Below are 22318 nucleotides of genomic sequence, written 5' to 3'. Positions count from 1 at the left end.
GGAATTACTTCGCCGCGTCTTCGATGATCTTCGCGACCTTGTCCGGATGCGAGATCATCACGACGTGCGAGGCGCCCTCGACCACCACGGTCTCCTTCGACTTCGCACGCTCGGCCATGAACTTCATCGACGCCGGCGGAATGTTCTTGTCCTTCGAACCGTAGATGTGCCACGACGGAATGTGCTTCCACGCCGCCGCCGTCTCGGCTTCGTTCAATGCTTCCTCGGTGATCGGACGCTGTTCCGCGGCCATGATCGTCGCCTGCTTCTTCGGCACGTCGGCAGCGAACTGCTCCGGGAACTTGTCCTGGATCACGTAGAGATCCTTGCCACCACCCGTCAGCGGCACCGGCGTCAGCACCGAACCCAGCGTGCTGCCCGGGAACTTGCCGGAGAGTCCGGCGGCCGACTCGCCGACATCGGGCGAGAACGCGGCGACATAGACCAGCGACTTCACGTTGGACTGGCCTTCGGCCGCCTCGGTGATGACCGAGCCGCCGTACGAATGACCGACGAGCACGACCGGACCCTTGACGCTCTTGACCACGTCGGCGATCGACGCGGCGTCGGTCTTCACGCTACGCAGCGGGTTCGCCGCGGCGATCACGGTGTAGCCGTCCTTGTGCAGCTGTTCGATCACGCCGCTCCAGCTCGAGGCATCCGCGAGCGCGCCGTGCACGAGCACGACGGTCGGCTTATCGGCGGCGAAGGCGGCCGGGCTGACGGCAAGGGCGGCCACCATGGCGGCACGCAGCAGGGAACGGGTCATCGTCTGTCTCCTTGTGGGTGGGGGTAGCGGATTGGACCATCCGGTCCATATCCCTGCCTTGTCCGTTTTGGCGGTCGGCTTGCGGAATCCACCGCGGCCGTGACGGATATCGCGCAATCTGAGACGGCGGTAACGTACATTTGTACGATGTCCCAGCCGATTCCTATGACCCGCCTGCACAAGGGCCGAGGCGCCGCCTCCAACCCGGAGGGCCGCTTCGAATCCACGCGCCATCAGGCCGAGGACGACGGCTGGCACCGCGAAGAAGATGATCGCCGACCTGCCACCGAGGTGCGCGAGGAACTGGCCCGGAGCGTCATCACCCGGAACGATTCGCCCGACGTCGGCTTCGACCACGCGACGAACCCATACCGCGGCTGCGAGCACGGCTGCATCTACTGCTACGCCCGCCCGTCGCACGCGTACCTCAACCTCTCGCCCGGCCTCGACTTCGAAACGAAGCTGTTCGCCAAGACGAACCTCGAGTCGATCCTTCGCGACGAGCTCTCGAAGCGCAGCTACGTCTGCAAGCCGATCAACATCGGCAGCAACACCGACCCGTACCAGCCGATCGAAAAGACCTGGCGGCTCACGCGCGCCGCGCTGGCGCTGCTCAACGAGTGCAACCATCCGTGCACCATCGTCACCAAGAACGCGCTGGTCGAACGCGACCTCGACATCCTGGTGCCGATGGCCCAGCGCAACCTCGTGCAGGTGTTCATCTCGATCAACTCGCTGGACAACCGGCTCGCCGCGAAACTCGAACCGCGCGCGAGCGCGCCCCACCGTCGCATGAAAGCGGTCGAGACGCTCGCTCAAGCCGGCGTGCCCGTCGGTGTGCTCGTCGCACCCATCATCCCGGCACTGAACGAGAAGGACCTCGAAGCGATCATCGAGCAAGCCGGAGCCAACGGCGCCAGATCGATCGGCTACACCTGCATCCGCCTGCCACACGAACTCAAGCAGCTGTTCCGCGAATGGCTCGAGCTCCACTACCCCGACCGCGCCACGCACATCATGAGCCTCATCCAGCAGATGAACGGCGGCAAGGACTACGACAGCAACTTCGCCACGCGCATGCGCGGCCAGGGCGTCTTCGCGGACATCATCCGCAAGCGCGTGCAGGTCGCAGCGCGCAAGGCCGGGCTGCATCGGGCGTGGGATACCGTGCTGGATACGTCGAGGTTCGTGGCGCCGCGGGTGTTTTCGCCGCAGGGGGAGTTGTTCTGAACGTCGGGAGAGCGCCAATCACTCTTCCTGTCACGACATGAGGCTTTCCGCAGCCATCATGACGCCTGCTAGAAAAGCGCTGCTCTCAAGATGGTCCGCGTATTACGTCAGGCCTAGTTCCGGGGAGCCCGGGAGCGGCGGCGCGACGGCGCCGACTATTGAACCTCTTAAGCTAGATTGGCCGGCTTGAGCAGATCGGGAAAACCAACCCGGTGCAGCATCTCTGCACGCAGCCGATCGATCACCGGAAAGCTGATGCTCGCGCCATCTTCGGTGGGATCGTAATGGACGCGGAATGGCCGGCTGCCGAAGGGTAGGTCGACGACCCGCACCATCTCGGCTGCAACACCGGAGGGGTCGGCGTCTTCGGGGACGATCTCCGAGAACGCCTTCATCACCTGTTCGCCGAAAGCCTTGTACGGGCCGGCTTCGTATTCGGCAAGACGCGCCTTGTCTCCCGGCCGGCCGGAATGTGCGAAGTGGTTCGTGCCCTTCGTAAAGGCGCCGGGGACGACGATGGTTGTTTCGATGCCCCAGCGCACGAGTTCACGGGCGTAAACCACCGCCAGGGAATCCATCGCCGCCTTGGCGGCGAAGTACGGCGCCAGATACGGTGGCGTCCCGCCGGCGGAACTGCTGCTTGAGATCCAGAGCAAGAGTCCCTGTTTCGCGGCGCGCATATGCGGCAGGACCGCTCGATTAACCCGCTGCGTACCCAAGACGTTTACGTCATATTGCTCCGCGAATTGTTCGGGTGTGAACGCTTCAGCGGGACCGAAGACCATGTGGCCGGCATTGTGAACCATCACGTCGATCTTGCCGCTGTCGGCGATGATCTTGCTCACCGCGGATTCGATGGATGACTCCGACTGGACGTCGAGCTCGATCGCGCGGATATCGATACCGTCGAGGCGAGACGTTTCCGCCAATTCCGCGACGTTCCTTGCGTTGCGGCCGGCTACGTCGCGCATCGACGCGTAGACGGTGTGTCCCGCCCTTGCCAGAGCTTCTGCGGCGAGGCGACCGAAGCCGCTGGACGCACCGGTAATCAGAATAATTTTCTTGTTCATACGATGAGATCCCTGGTGGGGTGGCAACGGCTCGGCCGGGCCTGAACACGCACGGTTGCGTCTTCAGCACATGCCGCCGTTCGCGCGGATGGTCTGACCATTGATCCAGGCGCCTTCCGGACCTGCCAGAAACGAAACCACATTGGCGATGTCGTTCGTCTGCCCGAGGCGCTCCAGGGGATTCAGCCTGGCCATATGGTCGATCAGTTCAGGGCTCTTGCCGTGCAGGAATAGTTCGGTCGCCACCGGGCCCGGCGCGACCGCGTTGACGCTGACTTCGCGACCACGCATTTCCTGGGCCAGTACCGACGTCAGGGCCTCGACGGCGCCCTTGGTCGCCGCGTAAACGCCGTAGGTGGGGAGGCGAACGCCGATCACGCTGGTGGAGAAATTGATGATCCGGCCACCCTTACGAATCCGCCTGGCGGCTTCGCGGCAGGAGTTGAACGTGCCCTTGACGTTGACGGCCATGGCCTCGTCGAAGGTGGCGTCATCGAAGTCTTCGATCTTTGCGAGGGTAAGGATGCCCGCGCAGTTGATGACCACGTCGACGCCACCGAAAGTGGATTCCGCGGCGTCGAACATCGCTTTGACTGCCGTCGGATCGGAGACGTCGGCCTGTGCGGCGATGCCATCGCCGCCGGCTGCCTTGATCGTCGCCAGAATCTTGTTGGCCGCCTCGGCGTTGCCGGAGTAGTTGAGTACGACTTTGAACCCGTCGCGCGCGAGTCGGACAACCAGTTCCGCGCCGATGCCGCGCGACGAACCGGTAACGATGGCAACCTTATTCGAGGTGCTGCTCATGCTCTTGGCTCCTTCGGAGGATGATAGAGGACGATCTCCGGATATCGGACCGAAGATCTTGTGACGCGGAGACGCCGTGCATCGGTCTTCGCGAGAGGAGAGGCGCGCACCCAGGAGTGCGCGCCCTGGACATCACTTCGCGTTGTGCTCTCGGATGCCGTCGCTGATCTGTTGAAGAGCAGCCTTCGTCGACGGGACTTCGCGCAGCGCGTTCAGGAAGACGAAGTCGTGGATGGTGCCGTTATAGCGAACGGCCGTGACCGTGTTGCCTGCTTCCTTCAGCTTGCGGGCGTAGGCTTCGCCTTCGTCACGAAGAGGGTCGTTCTCCGCGGTGATGACGAGTGCCGGCGGCAGGCCAGTCAGCTCTTCCTTCGAAGCGCGCAGAGGCGAGACGTACGGGTTGTCGCGGGTTTTCGCGTCCGGTGCGTACAGGTCCCAGCCGTACTTCATGAAGTCACGGGCGAGGAAGTGACCGGTGGCAAACTGGTGATACGAGTCGGTATCGACGCTGGCGTCGGTAGCGGGGATGAGAAGGACCTGGTAGTCGATCTTCGGGCCTTTACGATCCTTGGTCATGAGGGTCAGCGCGGCAGTCATGTTGCCGCCGACGGAGTTGCCCGCGACCGTGATGCGGCTACCATCGGCGCCGAGTTCCTTGCCGTTCGCGGCGATCCATTCCAGCACGGCATAAGACTGCTCGAGCTGAGTCGGGAACTTCGCCTGGGGTAGCGGGGTGTATTCGACGAACACACCGACCTGGCCGGACCCGACGACGAGGTCGCGCAGGATGCGCTGGTGGTTCTGAAAATTACCTACGATCCAGACACCGCCGTGGATGAAGAGGAGGACGCCCGGCTTAGGGGCGGTGTGATCGGGCTTCATGATGTAGATCTTCACTGTCTGCCCGTTCTGGGTGATGGTGCGTTCGGAAGTTGTCACGCCGGACATGTCGACCTTGGTCTGCTCCTGGATGCCGGTCAGAATGTCTTGCGGCTTCGGCTGCGGAAGCTCCCAGAATGGGCTTGGGTCCTTGTTGATCTTTTCCAGGAACTGCTTCACCTGCGGGTCGAGGTGGGAGTCGTTTGCGATGTCCTGGGCAAGAACGGGCTGGGTCATGACAGTTGCTCCAATGAGAAGGGACGCGATTTTAGTGAGGCGGTTCATGGCGGTTTTCCTGGGAAGTGTTCACGTGGGCCAAGGGCCGCTGGTGCCAATGTCGGCGAGAACATTGAGGCTCAGGCAATCGCTTGCCGACAATTCATGCCTAGGTGTTACACGCCCGGGGGACACTCGCGAAGCGTCCATAGACACCTGAATTCAGGCGTGAAATGAACAAGATGGGCCGATCCGCCGTTGGATCTAATATCTAGGTAGGGGATCGCTCCCTGCGCGTTGGCACGGGGACATCGACATGGCAATTTCACCGCAGAGCGTGGCCGCTAGTCAGACACTTCAGGGACGTATGTCGCTGTGCAGCTGGGAGCTCGGATGGAGGGACCTCCTGCTCCGCAGCTACGAAGAACCCACCGAAGTAGAGAGCCTTGTCACCGCACCGACTAACGACCACCTCATCGTGCTCGTCACACGAGGAGGCTGTGAGATCGAGGGCCTGTACGCCGGCAAGTGGCAGCGCGCCCGTTATGCCAAGGGTGACATCGGAATGACTGCGCCCGGCGAGGAGGTCAGTCTTCGGTGGTGGGGTGCGCGAGACCAGGAGACTTTGCAACTGCACATTCCTGCTTCGACGCTTGCGGACGTCGCGAAGCTCGATCCCTCGTGGACGGAGGAGATCCGTCTGCCGCACCAGCTGACCTTTCCCGACCCGGTCGTGGAATCCGTACTCCAGAGTCTGCGCCGCGCGGTCGAGTTGAAAATGCCCAGCCTCTACGCCGACTCCGCCGTACATTTTCTGGCCAGCCATCTCCTTCAGTTTCACGCTCGGATTCGTCCCATGGGATCGCTTGGCCGCGATCCGGGGCGCATGGCGATAATCGATGGGTTGATGCGCTCCTCCCTCTCGTTTGATCTGAGCCTGGATGCACTGGCCGCCGAAGTCGGATTGAGCAAGTTCCACTTCCTGAGGGTCTTTAAGGACACCTTCGGCGAAACACCGTTTCAGCGGTTGACACGGCTCCGCATGGAGCGGGCCCGGGTCCTGTTGGACGACCGAGCACGTAGCGTCACCGATGTTGCGTTGGATTGCGGGTATGGGAACCCCGGGCATTTCGCAGTGGCCTTCCGTCGGGCCTACGGTGTCTCGCCGCAGGCGTTTCGCTCGCGAAAGTCCCGCTGACCCGCAATCCGGCGACAGTTCGGCGCAATTTCGCGAGCGACACCGCAAACCCGGCTGCCGAAAATGCATCGACGCTCGCTGATGGCCAGGTCGATGTTGGCGGACAATACGGTTGCACTCGTCAGAAATCGTTCTCCGGCTGCACGCCGGCCTGCGCTATTGCTCGCGGCGACCGTGCTTGCGATTTGTATCCTCGCGCTGGATTTGCGGCAGTCGCTCGACGGCGCGGTAGCTGTTCTCTACATTGCGGTAGTGCTCGTGGTCGCGCCGCTCGGCGGTCGTTATGTCATCGCCAGCGGCATCACGGCCGGAGTACTGACGACCGCCGCCTTCCTGACCGGGCACCTTTCGCATCCGACCAACGGCGCCTATTCGCGCTTCGTGGTCAGTCTGGTGGCGATCGGAATCACAACGCTACTGTCGCTTCGTGACCGGTCTTCGCGCACCACCCTCGGCGAGCAGGCGCGTATTCTCGAGCTTTCGCACGATACGGTCATCATCCGGAGTAACGAGGACGTTATCCTCTATTGGAACGAGGGCGCCGAGCTTCTCTACGGCTGGGCACGACACGAAGCGCTGGGGAAGAAAAGCAGCGAGCTTCTGCGTTGCGAATACGATGATCCCGACGTGGACGAATGCCTGCGAACGGACGGCCACTGGTCGGGCGAGGTCGTCCGCAACCGCCGGGACGGTACCCGTCTGGTACTGGCAAGCCGGTGGCTGCTTCGTCGCGACCCCGAAGGCCGCCCCGTCGGCATCATCGAATCGAGTTCCGACCTCACCGCACGTCTTCGCTCGGACACCGAACGTCTTGCGTCCGAGCGGCGGTACCGGGCGATCTTCGACTCCGCCGGCTTTGCCATGTGGGAGTCGGACTGGTCGCAAACGGTTGGTGCGGTGCTTCATGCAGCCCCGCCGGGTGACCTACGCCCTTGGCTCGCGTCCCACCCTGAGATCGTTGGGCCTGCAATACAGGCCGGGGTTATTCGCCATGCGAATCAGGCAGCCGCGGATCTCTTCGGTGTTCGACACCGGGAGGAGCTGGCTGGCGCGAATCTATGCGGACGGTATCTCGAGTCCGGTGTGGGGGCGTTCTCGACCATCCTGGCTGCCCTCGCAGACGGTGAGACCTCGGTCGAAGCCGAGACCCGCCTGAAAACGTTCCACGGCAGGGTTGCCGACATCGTCCTCAGGGTAACGCTCCTTCCAGAGAGCCGGGACTGGTCGCATGTCCTGGTGATGGCGTTCGACGTTACCGAGCGAAATCACGCTCGGGCGCGCTTTGAACAAGCCTCGGCGGAACTCGCACATGCCGGGCGCGTGTCGATGCTTGGACAACTCGCCGCGTCGATTGCGCATGAGGTCAACCAGCCACTGACCGCCATCATCAACTACGCGAAGTCGGCTAGCCGGTGGGTCGATCGGGATGAGCCTCGCCTGGATGAAGTGGAAAAGTGCCTCGCGAGTATCGTTTCAAACGGAACGCGTGCGGCGGAAGTCATCGGCCGGGTCCGGTCTCTGGCCCGAAAAGCCGAGCCGCAGGCCGAGGACGTGGACCTTCTTGACCTGATCGACGGCGCACTTTCAATTACCCGGCGTGAGGCGGCAGCTCAAGCGGTCCAGATTGTCTGGAATCGTCCTGTCGCCCCGGTGCCGAAGGTCAGGGCGGACCGGGTCCAAATTCAGCAGGTGCTCGTGAACCTCATCATCAACGGCATTCAGGCAATGGTGAGTTCGACTGGATCGACACGAGAGCTTTGCGTCTACGTGAAGGTGCTTCCCGCTGGCGACGTGGCGGTTCACGTGCGCGACTGCGGGACGGGCTTTCCGGACGGGCAGGGAACGACGATCTTCGAACCGTTCTTTACCACGAAGTCGGATGGGATGGGGATGGGACTGTCCATCTGCCGAACCATTATCGAGGCCGGCGGCGGGACCATCTGGGCCCAGAACAATGAAGGCGCCGGGGCAACCGTGGCGTTCAGCTTGCCAGCCTGAACCGTCCTTCCTGGTCTCCCGGCTACTCATATCTAGATGTTATTGGCCTCACAGCTGGAATCGCCATGATGGAGACCATGTTGCGGAAGGCGTGAGAGGTACACGGTTGTGATTACACAGGCACGCGTGTGCATTGTGGACGACGACGACGAGGTCCGGGAGAGCATCGCCTCCTTCTTCGATTCCGTCGGCATGTCAGTGGCGACCTTCCGCGCCGCCGAAGACCTGCTGGCGTCGCAGTGGTTGCCCATGGCGGATTTCATCGTCAGCGACCTCCATATGCGGGGCATGAGTGGTTTGGGCCTCCTGCACGAAGTACGGACACGGCGGCCGGACCTCCCGGTGGTGCTCATGACCGCGTTCGGCACGGCGGAAGCTCGTGCGCAGGCGACACAGCTTGGCGTTCACGCATTCCTGTGTAAGCCGGTCGATCCGGAAAACCTTCTGGTTCTCATACGCACCGTGTTGACCGGTGACACGGCGAGCCGATAGCGAAAAGACGTGCACAGCATGACGAACTCCGCGAACGACGAAATCGACTTGCCGGTATGCGTTATCGATGATGACGAAGACGTACGGTCGTCGATCGCCAACCTGCTGCGCTCGTGCGGCCACACGGTCGAGATATTCAGTGGTCCCGCAGAGTTCAGAGACCGCGGTGGCTACGGAGCAGTGGCGTGTCTGGTCCTGGACGTGAGGCTCAAGGGCGCGAATGGGCTCGATTTCCAGGAGGAGCTCCTGCAGGACCAGCTTTCAATCCCCATTGTGCTGATGAGCGGCCATGGCGACGTCCCCATGACGGTGCGTGGGATGCGTGCCGGTGCGATCACGTTCCTGCCTAAGCCATTTCGTGAAGAGGACCTCCTTGCGGCGGTCCGAGAAGCGATTGCCATCGGCGAACGTCGGCGAAGGGAGGAAGGCGCTCATGCTGAACTTCGCGACCGCTTTGCCACGCTGACGCCGCGCGAGCGCGACGTCCTTGGCCTGGTTGCCGCTGGTCTGATGAACAAGCAGATCGCGGGGCAACTCGCCATTAGCGAGATCACCGTCAAGATTCATCGCGGTAATGCCATGCGAAAAATGAAGGCGGACTCACTCGCCGATCTTGTCCGCATGGCCGAGAAGCTTGGAGCGCGCGAAAACCAAAGCCGCTATGGACGCGCGCGGACCACTGACTGAAGTAGGGTGAAAATCATGAAATACAAACAGCTCGGAAACACTGGACTATTGGTCTCGCGGCTGTGCTTCGGCACCATGACATTCGGTGGCGCGGGTGGTGTTTACGAGCATATCGGCAATGTCGACCAGGCCGGCGCCGATGAGCTGGTAAGGGCATGTATCGACGGCGGGATCAACTTCTTCGATACGGCTGACGTGTATTCCGCCGGCGAGAGCGAGAAAAGCCTCGGTCAGGCCTTCAAGAATCTTGGCGTACCCCGCACCGAGGTCGTCCTTGCAAGCAAGGGCTACAGCCGCATGGGCCAGGGTCGAAACGACGTAGGCGCGTCCCGCGGTCATCTCATGGATGCTGTCGAAGCCAGTCTGAAGCGTCTGCAGACCGATCACATCGACCTGTATCAGATCCACGCGACCGATGTCCTGACGCCGATCGAGGAAACCATGCGTGCGCTTGATGACATGGTCACACAGGGCAAGGTGCGCTATATCGGGGTGTCGAACTGGGCTGCCTGGCGTATCGCAGTGGCCAACGGCATCGCGACAACGAAAGACTATGCGCGATTCGAAACAGTGCAGGCTTATTACTCCATTGCGGGCCGCGACCTCGAGCGGGAACTCGTCCCTCTGATGGAATATCAGAAGCTCGGCCTGCTGGTCTGGAGTCCGCTGGCCGGTGGATTGTTGTCCGGAAAGTTCAGCCGCACGAACCAGAATCCAGAGGGGTCTCGTCGATCCGCCTTCGACTTCCCTATCGTCGACAAGGATCGGGCGTGGGATGTGATTGAAGCCATGGAGCCTATCGCCCGATCCCGAGGCTGCAGCATCGCGCGGATCGCCCTGGCCTGGCTGCTCTCCCGCAACGTTGTGACCTCGGTGATCGTTGGAGCGAAGCGGCTCAGCCAGCTCGAGGACAACCTCTCAGCCGTCGACATCGAGCTGACCGAGGCGGAACTAGCCTCGCTTTCCGAAGCAAGTGAGCTTCCCCGCGAGTACCCGGGCTGGATGCTGGAGACGCAGGGCGCCGATCGCTTCGGCCCGGTGGACTTATGGGCTGGCAAGACACGCTGAACGACGCGGTCTTGGCTATCGATACCGTCGATCAAGGACTAGCGCAGCAACGTCGCCACGCGTATGCGCGGGCAGGGCGTCTTCGCGGACATCATCCGCAAGCGCGTGCAGGTCGCGGCGCGCAAGGCCGGGCTGCATCGGGCGTGGGATACGGTGCTGGATACGTCGAGGTTCGTGGCACCGCGGGTGTTTTCGCCGCAGGGTGAGTTGTTATAGCTCGGGCATGACGTCCCGGCAGTGAAGCTGCACGTTGGAAGATAGAAGCGTTCGGATGGCTACTCGTAGAAGCCCGAGCCGCTCACGACCGTCTACCAGGTTGTCTCAATCGACCACGTTGCTTGTGCCGGCACAGCGACCAGCGCTCACTCGTCTCGCGGTGGTCTTCATCGCAGGCGTACCGGTACGTTCGACCACGCCAACCTCGCCTCCCTTGAATCGCGCTACTGCGCCGCCTCGTGCTTCGCGCGGCTTATGCATTAGCTCCTCACTTCGCGATGCCGCCGGACGGGCGAATCCGGTGGCATTAGCGAAGAGTCTGCCGAGGTATTCCTGGGCGACGCGCATCGAACTGCAACGTCGCATGCATGCGCTCTGGTCAGATGATCGACAGGCTGCCCGTCTGCTGAGCAGGCCGCCGTGCCGTCGGTCGCCGTGATGCCAGGCCGGGGTTCCCTTGCTTCAGGCGTGCGCATGCAGCGCGCGGTGGGATAGCCAAACCTACCCTAGGCGACCTAGCGATCGTTAGGTAGGGGTTGACACCCATCCGTATCAGCCGTAGCCTGAACCAACCTAACGACAGTTAGGTTACTTGGGAGTGAGGCTCGACGCCGAGTCGAGTAGCTCAAGCCCAGCACGGCCGCCATGGCGTTCCTGAAGTGCGTCCCAGGGGTGTCCGCCCCGTGCCTGCACCATCACCCAGCAAATCGAGAAGACCATGAGCAACGAACTGATTTTCAAAGATGCCACCGGCCTCGCCGAACTCATCCGCACCCGGGAGGTGTCGCCGGTCGAGGTGATGCAGGCCCACCTCGATCGGATCGCTGCCGTGGAGCCGCGAGTGAATGCGCTCGTGACGGTCGCCGAGGGCGCGATGGCCGCCGCCAAGGTCGCCGAGGCGGACGTGCTGGCGGGTAAGGAACTCGGCCCCCTGCACGGCGTGCCGTTCACAGTGAAGGACTCGATCGATACGGCCGGGGTGCTGACCCAGCGCGGTTCGCCGATCTTCAGGGGTCGGGTGCCCGACCAGGACGCGACCAGCGTTGCTCGTATGAAGAAGGCCGGCGGCATCCTCCTGGCCAAGACCAACCTCCCCGAGTTCTCCTACTGGATTGAGAGCGACAACCTGCTGACCGGTCGCTCGAACAACCCTTGGGACCTGACCCGTACGCCAGGCGGCTCCAGTGGCGGCGAGTCAGCTGCCATCGCGGCGGGCATGTCGCCCCTTGGCCTCGGCACCGACCTGGCCATCTCGGTACGCGGTCCCGCGGCACAGACGGGCATCGTGTCCTTGAAGGCCACGCATGGGCGCATTCCGATGACGGGCATCTGGCCACGCGCTCCGCGCCGATTCTGGCATGTGGGTCCCATGGCTCGCAGCATCCGCGACCTGAAACTCGCCTTCGAGCAGCTCTATGGTCCCGATGGGCAGGACGCGTTCTCGACGATAACCGGCCCGTTCGATGCCGGCGTCGGCTCGGCACCGGTGCGACCGCTGCGCGTGGGCTGGTTGGTCGAGCCTGGCTTCGGCCCGGTGGATCCGGAAGTTTCCGCGGTGGTGAAGTCCGCAGCCAATGCGCTCGCAGGCCTGGGCATGGTCGTCGAGCCGGTCCGAATTCCAGCCCTGGAGCGTGATTTCGCGCTGGACGTATTCAATCGGCTGCATGTCATGGAGATGAAGCCGGCGTTCGCTGAGGCTACGGCGGGCCGTCGTCCGGACGAGATCTACAAGATGGCCAGGACCATGCTCGGCTTGCCGGATACCTCGATGGAGGACTACATCGACGCCGAACAGGCTGCCGAGCGACTGCGCGACGGGTTCGCGGAATACTTTGCGAAGTACGACGTGCTCCTGACTCACGTCCTGCCCATCCCTGCCCACAAGCACGGTGTCGAGGAATTCGTCATCAACGGCCAAACCGTCGATGCCACGTACCTGCAGGGCGCCACGGTGCCGCTCAACGTCACGGGTCTGCCGGGCATTGCGATGCGCTTTGGTACGAGCTCGGAAGGCCTGCCGATCAATGTGCAACTCGTGGGTAGCTGGCTGGCCGAGTCGACGATCCTGCATGTGGCTGGCCTCCTCGAAAGCGTCAGCACAGTCCGTGACCTGCACGCGTCTCTCTGAAAAACCTACCTGTCGCCCGGTAGGTTAACATGCGGGTCAAGGCCTGGGCCCTCATGGCCTGGGCCTGACCGTTCGCATCGCTGGAGTGTTTGCATGAGCACGAATTCCAAAGAGGCCATCCTGCAGACCGCACGCAATACCGTGCAGGCTCACGGCTACAGCGGACTCTCTTACCGCGACCTCGCGGCGGAAGTGGGAATCAAGGCGGCAAGTATCTATCACCATTTCGCCAGCAAAGCAGAATTGGGGGCGGCTGTCGCTCGCCGTTACTGGGAAGACGCCGCCGTCAATCTCGAGGCGATCGACGCGGAGTACCCCGACCCGCTGGACCGACTGCGAAACTATCCGCAGATGTTCCGGCGCTCGCTCGTCAACGACAATCGCCTGTGCTTGGGAAGCTTCATGTCTGCCGAGTACGACGATCTGCCCGACGCGGTGAAGACCGAAGTTCAGGCGTTCGCGGACGTCAATGTGACTTGGCTCGCCAAGACACTGACGGACGCCGGCATCGTCGACCAGACCATCAGTCAGGCGCGTGCCAAAGCCATCTTCGCCGCGATTGCAGGCGCGCAGTTGCTTGCCCGCAGTCGATCCGACCTGGATTTGTTCGATGGTTTGATCGCAAGCTATCAGCAGGCGGGACTGTTCCCAGGCTAGAACTCCCGCGTGAAGACGTCTCAAGCCGCTGCTGCAAGTCTGACGGACCGTCGCGTGGATGCGGCGAAGGATATGCAGATGGCACGGCGCCATCCGATGCGGAAACGGTCATCCGGAATCAAGCGGTCGCTTCCTATCGCGATCGCGTTGACGATACTGTCTCCCGTAGCAAGCTCCGTTGCGCAGACGCCTATGTCTTCGGCTCTGAACGAAGCCTGGAAGGGCCAGCGTGCGAACCCAAGCTTCAACCCGAAGTATTGCAAGGAGGCGTTCGAGCTTCACCTTCGCGATGTGCAGGAAGCCGCGTCCTCGCCACAACTCACCGCTCTTGGACGCTCACTATCAGGAGCGCTCACGACGCAGGTCTGGACCGTCTCGGAGAGCGGAGGAAGCTCGTTCTACGGCTTGCTAATCGCGTCGCCTGACAAAGTGGACGTCGTTACTGTGGTTGACGACGAGCGACCCGAACATCGGGTAATAAATGACTTGAAGCAGATGAAGCTGAAATCGTTACTCGATGATGTGATGTCGCTACCCATCGAAGAGATAAGCGACATCGCGGATGGCTCCTGTACGTTGGTCACGGACGGTCCGCGCTCCCGCGTGTTTCCGCCAGGCTATGGCATAAGGAGGCAAGGCGGCGACAAGCTCCATGACCTACTACAGCTGTTTGAAGATCGGTGAGCTAGCGGCAGACGCAGGAACCCGCGCACATGCCCACGCACGACTACAAGGCGTCGCCATCCTCATGCGCATCGAAACACTCGATGAGCATGTCCGTCAGCGCGCGTACCGTGCGAGGTGCCTGAGGTCCGGGCGGGCGAACGACGAACACGCCGGCGACGGGTAGCGGGAATCGCGTCATGATCGGTACGAGGTCGCCCGACGCCACGTGGGCATTGGTGATGCCGTCGGGCAGATAGGCGATGCCGAGACCGGCCAGCGCCGCGGCGACGAGTGCGGTGCCGTTGTCGCTCTTGAACTTGCCTCGCGGCCTCACGGTGATCGCGCGGTCGCCGTCCATGAAGGTCCAGCTTTCCGTTCCCTGCATCAACGCCTCGTGCTCGACGATGTCGTCGGGCGTTTCCGGCGCGCCGTGGGCGCGGATATAGGCCGGACTCGCCACGAGCTTTCCGAAGATGGGTCCGACCCTTCGCGCGACCAGATTCGAGTCGGGCATGTAACCGAACCGGATGGCGCAGTCGAAGCCTTCGGAGAGAAGATCGACGAATCTGTCGCTGTAGGACGTATGGATGTGCAGCCGCGGATGGCGTGTCGCCATGCCCGCCAGCACGGGTGCCAGATGCGTGAGCCCGAACGTCAGTGGCGCCGCGATGCGAAGTCGGCCTCGCAACTCGCCTTCGGGTGCGATGCTCTCCAGCGCCGTGTCGATTTCGCGGCAGATCCTCGCCGCGTATTCGCGGAAGGTCGCTCCGGCCGCGGTAACAACCGCGCCACGCGTGCTGCGTGAAAGCAGTTGAACACCCAGCTCGGTTTCGAGCCGGACGATCTGTCGGCTGACGACGGACTTGGTGACGCCGAGCCGCCTCGCCGCCGCCGACACTCCACCCGCTTCCGTCACCTCAACGAACGTTCTCAGATCATCGGTTTCCATAGGTGTTCCCCATTAGGCGACGTCACGTCGCGTTCTGCGGTGCTACCTCGCCTGGGATGACGATGGCACTGTCTACGAGGGGTTCGCCACGGCGATGGCCAACCTTCGCAGAGCATCTCATCTAACGACACCAGAGGACTACCATGGCATTCCGCAACGGACTCGATTCGCTTCTCCGACCGGAGGACTCGGTTCTCGTGCTCATCGACCACCAGGCCTACCAGCTCGCAGGTGTCGGTAGCCACGACCCGCAAGCCATCGTCAACAACGTGACGGCGTTGGCCAAGCTGGCGAAGGCCTTCAGGGTGCCGACGATCCTGACGAGCGTGCTTGCCGCCCGCGGTGGTTATCTCTTCAAGAGCATCACGGACGTGTTCCCCGATGAGGAAGTGATCGACCGCACATGGGTGAACACGTGGGAAGACAAGAACGTCGTCGACGCGGTCAAGGCCACGGGCCGCAAACAGTTGATCATCGCCGGGCTGTGGACGGAGGTGTGCGTCGCGATGCCCGTCATTCATGCGCTGGGCGACGGTTGGGATGTCTCCGTCATCACCGACGCCTCGGGCGGTATCTCGAAGGAATCGCACGAAGTGGCCATCCAGCGAATGATCGCCGCTGGCGCCAACGTCATGACGTGGATGGCGCTCGCCGGGGACTGGCAGCGCGACTGGGCCCGTACGGAACACGTGCAGGAACTCACCGAGATCTTCATCGCCCATCTCGGCGGAAGCGGCATCGCATACCAGTGGGAGCAGCAACTGCTGAACACGCCTCCCGGCTCCGCAGGCTGAGCGAAGCTAAGACCGGCTCGGTGGAGACGGACCGTCGGCCTCTCCACCGAGCACGCTACCGTCACATGCGCAGGATGATCTTTCCGATGCTCTCGTTCGTCTCCATGCGGCGGTGCGCTGCCGCGGCCTCGGCGATCGGATAGACCCGATCGATCAGCGGCGACAGCGTGCCGTCCGCGAAGCGTGCAAGCCACGCTTCGCGAAAGCGCGCCACCATCGCCTGTTTGACAGCCTGAGGCCGCGTTTTCATCACCGTGCCGAGGATCTGCAGATGACGGTAGAGCAGGCGCTCCATGTCGAGCGTCGCGCCCGCGCCGCCACCCAAGAGGCCCACCTGCACGAGGCGGCCGCCGTGACGCAGCGAGCGAAGGTTCCGATCCAGGTACGGCGCGCCTATGAAGTCGACGACCACGTCGACACCGTCACCACCGCTTTCGCTTTCCACCGCCGCGACGAAATCGTCCGATTTGAAGTCGATGACGATGTCCGCACCCAGTGCCAGCACGCGGTCGCGCTTCGCCGCCTGCGTGGTGGCGAACACGCGTGCTCCGGCGGCATGGGCGAGCTGCACGGCGGCGGATCCGACGCCACCCGCCGCGGCGTGCACGAGCACCGCCTCGGAAGGCCGCAGCTTCCCCAGATGGAACAGCGCTTCGTTCGCCGTCACGAATACCTCGGGAATCGCCGCCGCATGCACGTCGTCGATGCCGTCCGGCACCGGCATCGCCATGCGATAGTCAAGGCGGGCGAGTTCGGCATAGGCACCGCCGCCGGTGATACCCATCACGCGATCACCCACCTCGTAGCCCACCACGTCGGGTCCCTTGGCAACGACCTCGCCGGCAATCTCCAGGCCGATCAGGTGCGAATCGCCGAAGTCGGGCCGGCCGTAATGTCCCGTTCGCAGGAGCAGGTCCGCACGGTTCACGCCAGCCGCGCGAACGCGCACCAACAGGTCGCTGGCGCGAACCACCGGCTCCGGAACATCCACCAGCCTGAGCACATCGGGCTCGCCGAACTCCGCGAAGTCGATGGCTTTCATGCGCCGGGTCTCGTGGTTCGCGTCGTTTCGTCGTGGTCTTCGCGTAGTTTCATCAGTCGTCCATCTTTCAATCGGAAGGCCCCGCTAACCTGCACCTGCGTGCGCTCATCGGGCGTGAAGAAAGGCTGGGTAGTCGGCTCGATCCTGGCGCAAGTTCGTCAGCGTGAGACTGCAGGCAGAACGCCGATGGTCCGCATCCAGACCTCGGCCAGTTCCGGCCAGCGCGTGACGGGATCCTCCGTGCGCCGCAACCCGAACGCATGCCCGCCCTTCGCGTACAGGTGCATCTCCACCGGGATCTTCACCTTCTGCAGCGCGAGGTAGTACGTCAGCGATTCGCGGATGTCGTCGGTCTGATCGTCTTCCGCCTGCACGATGAACGTCGGTGGTGCGTGCGGATCGATCGTCACGTCGGGATCCAGCGTGAGGCCCGGCTCGGTCCACAGGTGACCGGGATACAGGGCGATGGCGAAATCGGGACGCACGCTCACCTTGTCGGCGTCGTCCACGGCGCGGTAGCTGCGCATGGCGTGATGGCTGACGTCGGCGACCATCCGTCCCCCGGCGGAAAAGCCGAGCACGCCGATGCGGTGCGGATCGATGCCGAGCGAGGCGGCACGCGTTCGCAGCAGACTGATCGCTCGTTGCGCGTCCTGCAGGGCCATCGGCTCGTGCGGATCGCGGCGGCAGTTGCACTCGTCGTTCCAGTACGGGCCTGAGCCCGGCACGCGATATTTCAGGACGACGCACGTGATCCCTTTGGTGGTGAGCCAGTCGCACACCTCCGTGCCTTCCAGATCGATGGCGAGCACGCGATAGCCTCCGCCCGGAAACACGACGACCGCCGCGCCCGTATTGAATCCCTTTGGCCGGAAGATGCTCATCGTCGGCGTCGACACGTGCTGGACGAACGTCACCGGCTTTCCGGCGATGTCCTTCGGGCCCAGCCCGTACACCTCGTCGCCCGGCGTTGCCGGCGGAGCGATCGCATGGCCCTTCGGCCAAAGCGTGACGGACTCAGCGGGTGCCTGCGGTTGCCACGGGCGCTGCTGGCGATCCCGTAGCGGCTCGGATCCTGTGGTCGCCAAAGCCACGGATGACATCAGAGCGATGACGAGCACGGCGAGTGCGCGTAGCCAGTTCATTCCAACCCCCTGCAGGTATGACGCGATGGTCGAAGCCCAAGCGTGCAGGGCAGGCAGGGCGGAACAATGGCAGCGCGGGGGTGATTCCGGGAGGCCTTACGGGTCGGCGGCCTCGAAGACCCCCGCGAGCCAGTCGATGAACACCCGCACGCGCGGGGACAGATGCCTGTTCTGTGGATAGAGCACCGACACGGGCATCCGCTCCGGCGGGAAGTCCTCGAGGATCGGCACGAGTTTCCCCGTCGCGATCTGTTCGGCCACGCGATACCGCGGTACCTGGATCAGCCCCAGACCCGCCACGCCCGCCGCCGTGTAGATTTCCGCGCCACGCACGACGACATCGAAGGGCAGGGGAATCTCGCGCAGCTGCCCGTTCACCGTGAAGTCCATCGGATAAGGCTTGCCGGTGGCGGACGTGCTGTACGCGACCATGCGATGGCCGTCGAGGTCGTCCGGTGTCGCGGGCGTGCCGTACCGCGCGAGATAGTCGGGGCTCGCCAGTGTCACCTGCTCGAAGACGGTGACGCGCCGCCCCATGAGCGAGGAATCGGGCAGGTCGCCCGCACGCACGACGCAGTCGAAGCCTTCGGTGATGAGATCGACCATGCGGTCGGACTCGCTCAGGTTGAGCGCGATCCCCGGATAGCGCGCCATGAATCCCGGCAAGGCGGGAAGGATGAAGAAACGCGCGATCGTGCCCTGCATGTCGACGCGCAAGGGCCCCTTCGGCTCCGGATTACGAAACACGCTTTCCATCTCGTCGAGGTCGGCCAGCAGGCGGACGCAGCGCTCGTGGTAGAGCGCGCCGTCGAGTGTCGGCCGGACGCTGCGCGTGGTGCGCTCCAGGAGGCGGACGCCGAGGTCGGCTTCGAGGTGCTGGATGGCATGTGTAGCCGTGGGGCGAGGTATCACGAGATCCCGGGCCGCCTGCGCGAAGCTCCCGCGCTCCACGATCCTCACGAACAGCCGCATGACCTCGATTCGATCCACGATCCGTGCCCCGATTGTTAGGTCTGGTGAAACAGTGATGTTTGGATCGGCATTCTAGCGCCATTTTCGATAACGCCTAACTTAGTGGGTGCCGGGCGTCTCCCTAAGGGACGAGGCCCGCCACATCCCTCTGACACAGCGAATCCGGAGACACGACCATGCCTTTTGCCAACTTCAAGCTCCCCGAGGCCGCCCTCACCCGCGCCCAGAAGGAAGAGCTCGTCCATCGCACCACCGCGATGCTCGTGGACTATTTCTCAGAGGCCGCCCGGCCGCACACGATGGTCCTGATCGAAGAGATCAAGGACGGCGGCTATGCCCGTGCCGACGAGGTCTTCACCATCCCCGACGCCTATCGCGTGAAGGACTGATCCGCCCTTTCCATCCTTATAGGAGCATCGACATGACTACTTCGAACGACAAGGTCGCGATCGTCACCGGCGCATCGCGTGGCATCGGCGCCGCCATCGCCGCGCGTCTGGCGCGCGACGGCTTCACCGTCGTCGTGAACTACGCGAACAACGCGAAGCCGGCCGCCGAGCTGGTCGAAACGATCGAGAAGGCGGGCGGCCGCGCGATTTCCTGCCAGGCGGACGTCGGCGACCCGCAGGCCGTCAAGCGCATGTTCGACGCGGCGGAGACGCGCTACGGCGGTGTCGACGTGTTGGTGAACAACGCCGGCATCATGAAGCTGGCGCCGGTCGCCCAGACCGATGATGCGACGTTCGACGAAACCATCGCGATCAACCTCAAGGGTACGTTCAACGGCGTGCGCGAAGCGTCCCGGCGTCTTCGCGAAGGCGGCCGGATCGTCAACTTCTCGACCAGCGTGGTCGGACTCTACCAGCCGACGTATGGCGTCTACGCCGCGACGAAGGCGGCGGTGGAGGCGCTGACGCACATCGTGGCGAAGGAACTCGGCGCGCGGAAGATCACCGTGAATGCCGTCGCGCCGGGCCCCGTCGCCACCGACCTGTTCCTGGAGGGCAAGGACCAGGCGACGCTCGATCGCATCCGCCAGATGATCCCGCTCGGTCGACTCGGCGAGGTCGACGACATCGCGCGCGTCGTGTCCATGCTCGTCGGCCCCGACGGCGGCTGGATCAACGGCCAGGTGCTCCGCGTCAACGGCGGCGTCGTCTGAGGAGGCGTGCGCATGAAGCAGACCATTCTCGTCACCGGCGCATCGAGTGGCTTCGGCCGCCTGATGGCCAACGCCCTCGCCGCATCGGGACACACGGTGTACGCCTCGATGCGCGACCTCGGCGGCAAGAACGCGAGCCAGATCGCGGAAGTGGCCGTCTACGCAAAAGCGCATGAGGTCGATCTACGAACCATCGAGCTCGACGTCCAGTCCGAGGCCTCGGCGCAGTCGGCGATCGACGCCATCGTCGCCGAACACGGCAGGCTCGATGTGTTGATCCACAACGCCGGGCATATGGTGTGGGGTCCGAGCGAAGCGTTCTCGCCCGACGACCTCGCCCACCTCTATGACGTCAACGTCCTCGGCGCGCAACGCGTCAACCGCGCGGCGCTGCCGTCGATGCGAAAAGAGGGCAAGGGCCTCGTCGTATGGATCGGCAGCAGCAGCGCCGCGGGCGGCGTCCCGCCGATGCTCGGGCCTTACTTCGCCGCGAAGGCCGGCATGGATGCCCTGGCCGTCTGCTATGCGCGCGAACTCGCGCCATGGGGTATCGAGACGTCCATCGTCGTGCCGGGCGCGTTCACCAAGGGCACGAATCACTTCGCCCACGCGGGCTCGCCATCGGACAAGGCGCGCGCGGCGGAGTACGACGCCGCGCTGCCTGCCGGCTTCGCCGACGACATGCTCGCGGCGCTGGCGAAGACGGTGCCCGACGACGCCGATCCGGCGTCGGTCGCGGATGCCGTCGTAAACGTCGTGAACGCGCCCTTCGGCAAGCGCCCGTTCCGCGTGGTGGTCGATCCCGCCAGCGACGGCGCCGCCGTGTCGTACGCGGTGATCGATCGGGTGCGCTCGGAGTTCCTGCATCGCATCGGGTTCGCGGGACTGAAGCATCCGCGGGTGCCATGACGGGGCCGGGGCCACGGATGGCCCTGGCCGTCAGTCCGCCACCGGATAGAGCGTTTCCCATGTCCACGCTCCGGTGGGCTGCGCGTGCAGCGACCAGAACGCCTCGGCGATCCTGCCCGGGTGTTCCGGATCGGACGCCACGAGCGTCGACACCCGCACGGTGGCCACGTGGACTCCGTGCGCTTTGAGGGGCTCGAACAACGCCTGCGCGATGCTGCGCGTGGCCGCCTTGCCAATGCTCAGGGTCAGCAGGTCCGCCGATGGCTCGACGCCGAGGCCACCACCGGTGAGCAGGATCGTGCCCTCACCCCGCTTCGTCATTGCCGGGATGACCTTCGCCAGCGCGACGAGCGCACTCGACACGTTCACGGTGATGTCGGTAGTGAGTTCATCGGTCGACTGGCTTTCGATGCCTTGCATCACGAGCGCACCGGTGCCGTCGAAGCGCATCGCGGCGGCGTTGTAATGCACGACGTCGGGTGGCCGGCCCGCATAACGATCCATGAGCGATGCGATCTCCGCGGGATTCGACGCATCGGCTGTCTCGAAGACGACGTCGATACCTTCGTCGGCGAAACGCGCCGCGAGGTGTTCGTTGTCGCGCGCGCTGCGGGAGACGAGCACGACCCGGTAACCTTCCCGGCCGAAGCGGCGCGCCGTGGCGACACCGATCCCGGGACCTGCGCCTATGCACATGTAGGTCTTCATGCGGATTCCTCGGTTCGCTCAGGCCACGGATTCGGCGAGTTCGATCAGGTTGCCGAACGGGTCGGCGATAAAGGCGAGCTTCCGGTTGATCGCATCGAGGTAGAACGGCTCGGTGACGATCGTCACGCCCCGGCTGCGCAGTTCCTCGACCACCGCTTCCATGTCCTGCACGGTGAGGCAGAAGTGGTGGTAGCCGGCCAGGCGCAGGCTGTCGCCGAGGTCCGAGTAGACGGGCTTCGGAATAGGTTTGGGCTCGCCGCCGGCCAGGAGTTCCACGGTGAAGCCGTCGTCGGTCGCGGGGGCGACATAGGCGAGCTGCTGGTCGGCGTACGGCCAGCGGTGCACGACGCGGAAGTCGAGCTTCTCGACGTACCACGCCACTGCCTGTTCGAAATCCGGCACCCGGACGGCGACGTGGTTACCCGCCATCGAGGCGAGCTTGCTGGTGGTGTTTTTCGCGGGAAAGGTGACGACGGACATGGCGCTGGACCTCGGATTCGTTGGGGTGAATCCAAGCTACGCCCGCACCGCTGTGGAGAGAATCTGCGGAATCTTCCTT

General features: G+C 63.7%; 23 protein-coding genes. 13 read left to right on the top strand and 10 right to left on the bottom strand.

The window, feature by feature from the left end; all coding sequences use genetic code 11:
• Positions 1-4: 4 nt before the first annotated feature.
• Entirely contained in the window at positions 5-769 is a 765-nt protein-coding gene (locus tag BMY69_RS01040; protein WP_090058100.1) for an alpha/beta fold hydrolase, read from the bottom strand.
• 147 nt (positions 770-916) lie between these two features.
• Here BMY69_RS01040 and BMY69_RS01035 point away from each other — a divergent pair, with 147 nt between their 5' ends.
• On the top strand, positions 917-1999 hold the full coding sequence (locus BMY69_RS01035; RefSeq protein WP_255364429.1) for a PA0069 family radical SAM protein: 1083 nt from the start codon (positions 917-919) through the stop codon (positions 1997-1999).
• Positions 2000-2166: 167 nt separating this feature from the next.
• On the opposite strand, the gene BMY69_RS01030 is transcribed toward BMY69_RS01035, so the two are convergent.
• The 3 genes from BMY69_RS01030 to BMY69_RS01020 all read right to left on the bottom strand — a co-directional run bounded on the left by BMY69_RS01030 (position 2167) and on the right by BMY69_RS01020 (position 5037).
• On the bottom strand, positions 2167-3069 hold the full coding sequence (locus tag BMY69_RS01030; protein WP_090175025.1) for an SDR family oxidoreductase: 903 nt from the start codon (positions 3067-3069) through the stop codon (positions 2167-2169).
• Positions 3070-3132: 63 nt separating this feature from the next.
• Positions 3133-3873, bottom strand: a complete 741-nt coding sequence (locus BMY69_RS01025; protein WP_090175024.1) for an SDR family oxidoreductase — start codon at positions 3871-3873, stop codon at positions 3133-3135.
• 132 nt (positions 3874-4005) lie between these two features.
• The gene (locus BMY69_RS01020; RefSeq protein WP_090175023.1) at positions 4006-5037 is read right to left on the bottom strand and encodes an alpha/beta hydrolase; all 1032 of its coding nucleotides are present in this window, start codon (positions 5035-5037) and stop codon (positions 4006-4008) included.
• A gap of 247 nt (positions 5038-5284) precedes the next feature.
• Here BMY69_RS01020 and BMY69_RS01015 point away from each other — a divergent pair, with 247 nt between their 5' ends.
• The 8 genes from BMY69_RS01015 (at position 5285) to BMY69_RS00980 (ending at position 14096) form a co-directional block, all read left to right on the top strand.
• Complete coding sequence (locus BMY69_RS01015) at positions 5285-6166, top strand: AraC family transcriptional regulator (protein WP_090175022.1); 882 nt, start codon at positions 5285-5287, stop codon at positions 6164-6166.
• Positions 6167-6229: 63 nt separating this feature from the next.
• Positions 6230-8164, top strand: a complete 1935-nt coding sequence (locus BMY69_RS01010) for a PAS domain-containing sensor histidine kinase (RefSeq protein WP_218143104.1) — start codon at positions 6230-6232, stop codon at positions 8162-8164.
• A gap of 135 nt (positions 8165-8299) precedes the next feature.
• Positions 8300-8656 (top strand): response regulator, encoded by a 357-nt coding sequence (locus BMY69_RS01005; RefSeq protein WP_177191040.1) that lies wholly within the window; start codon positions 8300-8302, stop codon positions 8654-8656.
• A gap of 18 nt (positions 8657-8674) precedes the next feature.
• Complete coding sequence (locus BMY69_RS01000) at positions 8675-9343, top strand: response regulator transcription factor (RefSeq protein ID WP_090175020.1); 669 nt, start codon at positions 8675-8677, stop codon at positions 9341-9343.
• A gap of 15 nt (positions 9344-9358) precedes the next feature.
• Positions 9359-10411 (top strand): aldo/keto reductase, encoded by a 1053-nt coding sequence (locus BMY69_RS00995; RefSeq protein ID WP_090175019.1) that lies wholly within the window; start codon positions 9359-9361, stop codon positions 10409-10411.
• A gap of 934 nt (positions 10412-11345) precedes the next feature.
• On the top strand, positions 11346-12755 hold the full coding sequence (locus BMY69_RS00990; protein ID WP_090175018.1) for an amidase: 1410 nt from the start codon (positions 11346-11348) through the stop codon (positions 12753-12755).
• A 93-nt stretch (positions 12756-12848) separates the two neighbouring features.
• Positions 12849-13412 (top strand): TetR/AcrR family transcriptional regulator, encoded by a 564-nt coding sequence (locus BMY69_RS00985; RefSeq protein ID WP_090175017.1) that lies wholly within the window; start codon positions 12849-12851, stop codon positions 13410-13412.
• 9 nt (positions 13413-13421) lie between these two features.
• Entirely contained in the window at positions 13422-14096 is a 675-nt protein-coding gene (locus BMY69_RS00980) for a hypothetical protein (RefSeq protein WP_143070365.1), read from the top strand.
• Positions 14097-14139: 43 nt separating this feature from the next.
• Here BMY69_RS00980 and BMY69_RS00975 read toward each other — a convergent pair whose 3' ends face one another.
• The gene (locus tag BMY69_RS00975) at positions 14140-15027 is read right to left on the bottom strand and encodes a LysR family transcriptional regulator (RefSeq protein WP_090175015.1); all 888 of its coding nucleotides are present in this window, start codon (positions 15025-15027) and stop codon (positions 14140-14142) included.
• 143 nt (positions 15028-15170) lie between these two features.
• On the opposite strand from BMY69_RS00975, the gene BMY69_RS00970 reads away from it, so the two are divergent.
• A complete protein-coding gene (locus BMY69_RS00970) occupies positions 15171-15821 on the top strand; it encodes a hydrolase (RefSeq protein WP_090175014.1) in 651 nt (216 codons plus the stop codon).
• A 61-nt stretch (positions 15822-15882) separates the two neighbouring features.
• Here BMY69_RS00970 and BMY69_RS00965 read toward each other — a convergent pair whose 3' ends face one another.
• The 3 genes from BMY69_RS00965 to BMY69_RS00955 form a co-directional block, all read right to left on the bottom strand.
• Complete coding sequence (locus BMY69_RS00965) at positions 15883-16863, bottom strand: NAD(P)H-quinone oxidoreductase (protein ID WP_090175013.1); 981 nt, start codon at positions 16861-16863, stop codon at positions 15883-15885.
• Positions 16864-17021: 158 nt separating this feature from the next.
• Positions 17022-18008, bottom strand: a complete 987-nt coding sequence (locus tag BMY69_RS00960) for an alpha/beta hydrolase (RefSeq protein ID WP_090175012.1) — start codon at positions 18006-18008, stop codon at positions 17022-17024.
• A gap of 96 nt (positions 18009-18104) precedes the next feature.
• Positions 18105-18998: a LysR family transcriptional regulator gene (locus tag BMY69_RS00955; protein WP_090175011.1), complete on the bottom strand. Its 894-nt coding sequence runs from the start codon at positions 18996-18998 to the stop codon at positions 18105-18107.
• A 158-nt stretch (positions 18999-19156) separates the two neighbouring features.
• Between BMY69_RS00955 and BMY69_RS00950 the strand changes: the two genes are divergently transcribed.
• The 3 genes from BMY69_RS00950 to BMY69_RS00940 are packed head-to-tail and all read left to right on the top strand — an operon-like array spanning position 19157 to position 21051.
• Entirely contained in the window at positions 19157-19369 is a 213-nt protein-coding gene (locus BMY69_RS00950; protein ID WP_090058120.1) for a tautomerase family protein, read from the top strand.
• A 32-nt stretch (positions 19370-19401) separates the two neighbouring features.
• Positions 19402-20142, top strand: coding sequence for an SDR family oxidoreductase (locus BMY69_RS00945; RefSeq protein ID WP_090175010.1), 741 nt, complete (start codon positions 19402-19404; stop codon positions 20140-20142).
• Between the two features lie 12 nt (positions 20143-20154).
• Positions 20155-21051, top strand: coding sequence for an SDR family oxidoreductase (locus BMY69_RS00940; RefSeq protein WP_090175009.1), 897 nt, complete (start codon positions 20155-20157; stop codon positions 21049-21051).
• A 30-nt stretch (positions 21052-21081) separates the two neighbouring features.
• Here BMY69_RS00940 and BMY69_RS00935 read toward each other — a convergent pair whose 3' ends face one another.
• Positions 21082-21759: an SDR family NAD(P)-dependent oxidoreductase gene (locus BMY69_RS00935; RefSeq protein ID WP_090175008.1), complete on the bottom strand. Its 678-nt coding sequence runs from the start codon at positions 21757-21759 to the stop codon at positions 21082-21084.
• An 18-nt stretch (positions 21760-21777) separates the two neighbouring features.
• Complete coding sequence (locus BMY69_RS00930; protein WP_090175007.1) at positions 21778-22239, bottom strand: VOC family protein; 462 nt, start codon at positions 22237-22239, stop codon at positions 21778-21780.
• Positions 22240-22318 lie beyond the last annotated feature (79 nt).

The sequence above is a fragment of the Luteibacter sp. UNC138MFCol5.1 genome, assembly GCF_900110505.1.
In the GTDB taxonomy this organism is placed as follows: Bacteria; Pseudomonadota; Gammaproteobacteria; order Xanthomonadales; family Rhodanobacteraceae; genus Luteibacter.
The sequence above is the reverse complement of the archived record's forward strand: the minus strand, read 5'-3'. Positions and strand labels throughout refer to the sequence as shown.

Bases quoted from the DNA above. Each gene is read 5' to 3' on its own strand.
- BMY69_RS01040 (WP_090058100.1), bottom strand. From the start codon at position 769: ATGACCCGTTCCCTGCTGCGTGCCGCCATGGTGGCCGCCCTTGCCGTC.
- BMY69_RS01035 (WP_255364429.1), top strand. From the start codon at position 917: ATGTCCCAGCCGATTCCTATGACCCGCCTGCACAAGGGCCGAGGCGCC.
- BMY69_RS01030 (WP_090175025.1), bottom strand. From the start codon at position 3,069: ATGAACAAGAAAATTATTCTGATTACCGGTGCGTCCAGCGGCTTCGGT.
- BMY69_RS01025 (WP_090175024.1), bottom strand. From the start codon at position 3,873: ATGAGCAGCACCTCGAATAAGGTTGCCATCGTTACCGGTTCGTCGCGC.
- BMY69_RS01020 (WP_090175023.1), bottom strand. From the start codon at position 5,037: ATGAACCGCCTCACTAAAATCGCGTCCCTTCTCATTGGAGCAACTGTC.
- BMY69_RS01015 (WP_090175022.1), top strand. From the start codon at position 5,285: ATGGCAATTTCACCGCAGAGCGTGGCCGCTAGTCAGACACTTCAGGGA.
- BMY69_RS01010 (WP_218143104.1), top strand. From the start codon at position 6,230: ATGCATCGACGCTCGCTGATGGCCAGGTCGATGTTGGCGGACAATACG.
- BMY69_RS01000 (WP_090175020.1), top strand. From the start codon at position 8,675: ATGACGAACTCCGCGAACGACGAAATCGACTTGCCGGTATGCGTTATC.
- BMY69_RS00995 (WP_090175019.1), top strand. From the start codon at position 9,359: ATGAAATACAAACAGCTCGGAAACACTGGACTATTGGTCTCGCGGCTG.
- BMY69_RS00990 (WP_090175018.1), top strand. From the start codon at position 11,346: ATGAGCAACGAACTGATTTTCAAAGATGCCACCGGCCTCGCCGAACTC.
- BMY69_RS00985 (WP_090175017.1), top strand. From the start codon at position 12,849: ATGAGCACGAATTCCAAAGAGGCCATCCTGCAGACCGCACGCAATACC.
- BMY69_RS00975 (WP_090175015.1), bottom strand. From the start codon at position 15,027: ATGGAAACCGATGATCTGAGAACGTTCGTTGAGGTGACGGAAGCGGGT.
- BMY69_RS00970 (WP_090175014.1), top strand. From the start codon at position 15,171: ATGGCATTCCGCAACGGACTCGATTCGCTTCTCCGACCGGAGGACTCG.
- BMY69_RS00965 (WP_090175013.1), bottom strand. From the start codon at position 16,863: ATGAAAGCCATCGACTTCGCGGAGTTCGGCGAGCCCGATGTGCTCAGG.
- BMY69_RS00960 (WP_090175012.1), bottom strand. From the start codon at position 18,008: ATGAACTGGCTACGCGCACTCGCCGTGCTCGTCATCGCTCTGATGTCA.
- BMY69_RS00950 (WP_090058120.1), top strand. From the start codon at position 19,157: ATGCCTTTTGCCAACTTCAAGCTCCCCGAGGCCGCCCTCACCCGCGCC.
- BMY69_RS00945 (WP_090175010.1), top strand. From the start codon at position 19,402: ATGACTACTTCGAACGACAAGGTCGCGATCGTCACCGGCGCATCGCGT.
- BMY69_RS00940 (WP_090175009.1), top strand. From the start codon at position 20,155: ATGAAGCAGACCATTCTCGTCACCGGCGCATCGAGTGGCTTCGGCCGC.
- BMY69_RS00935 (WP_090175008.1), bottom strand. From the start codon at position 21,759: ATGAAGACCTACATGTGCATAGGCGCAGGTCCCGGGATCGGTGTCGCC.
- BMY69_RS00930 (WP_090175007.1), bottom strand. From the start codon at position 22,239: ATGTCCGTCGTCACCTTTCCCGCGAAAAACACCACCAGCAAGCTCGCC.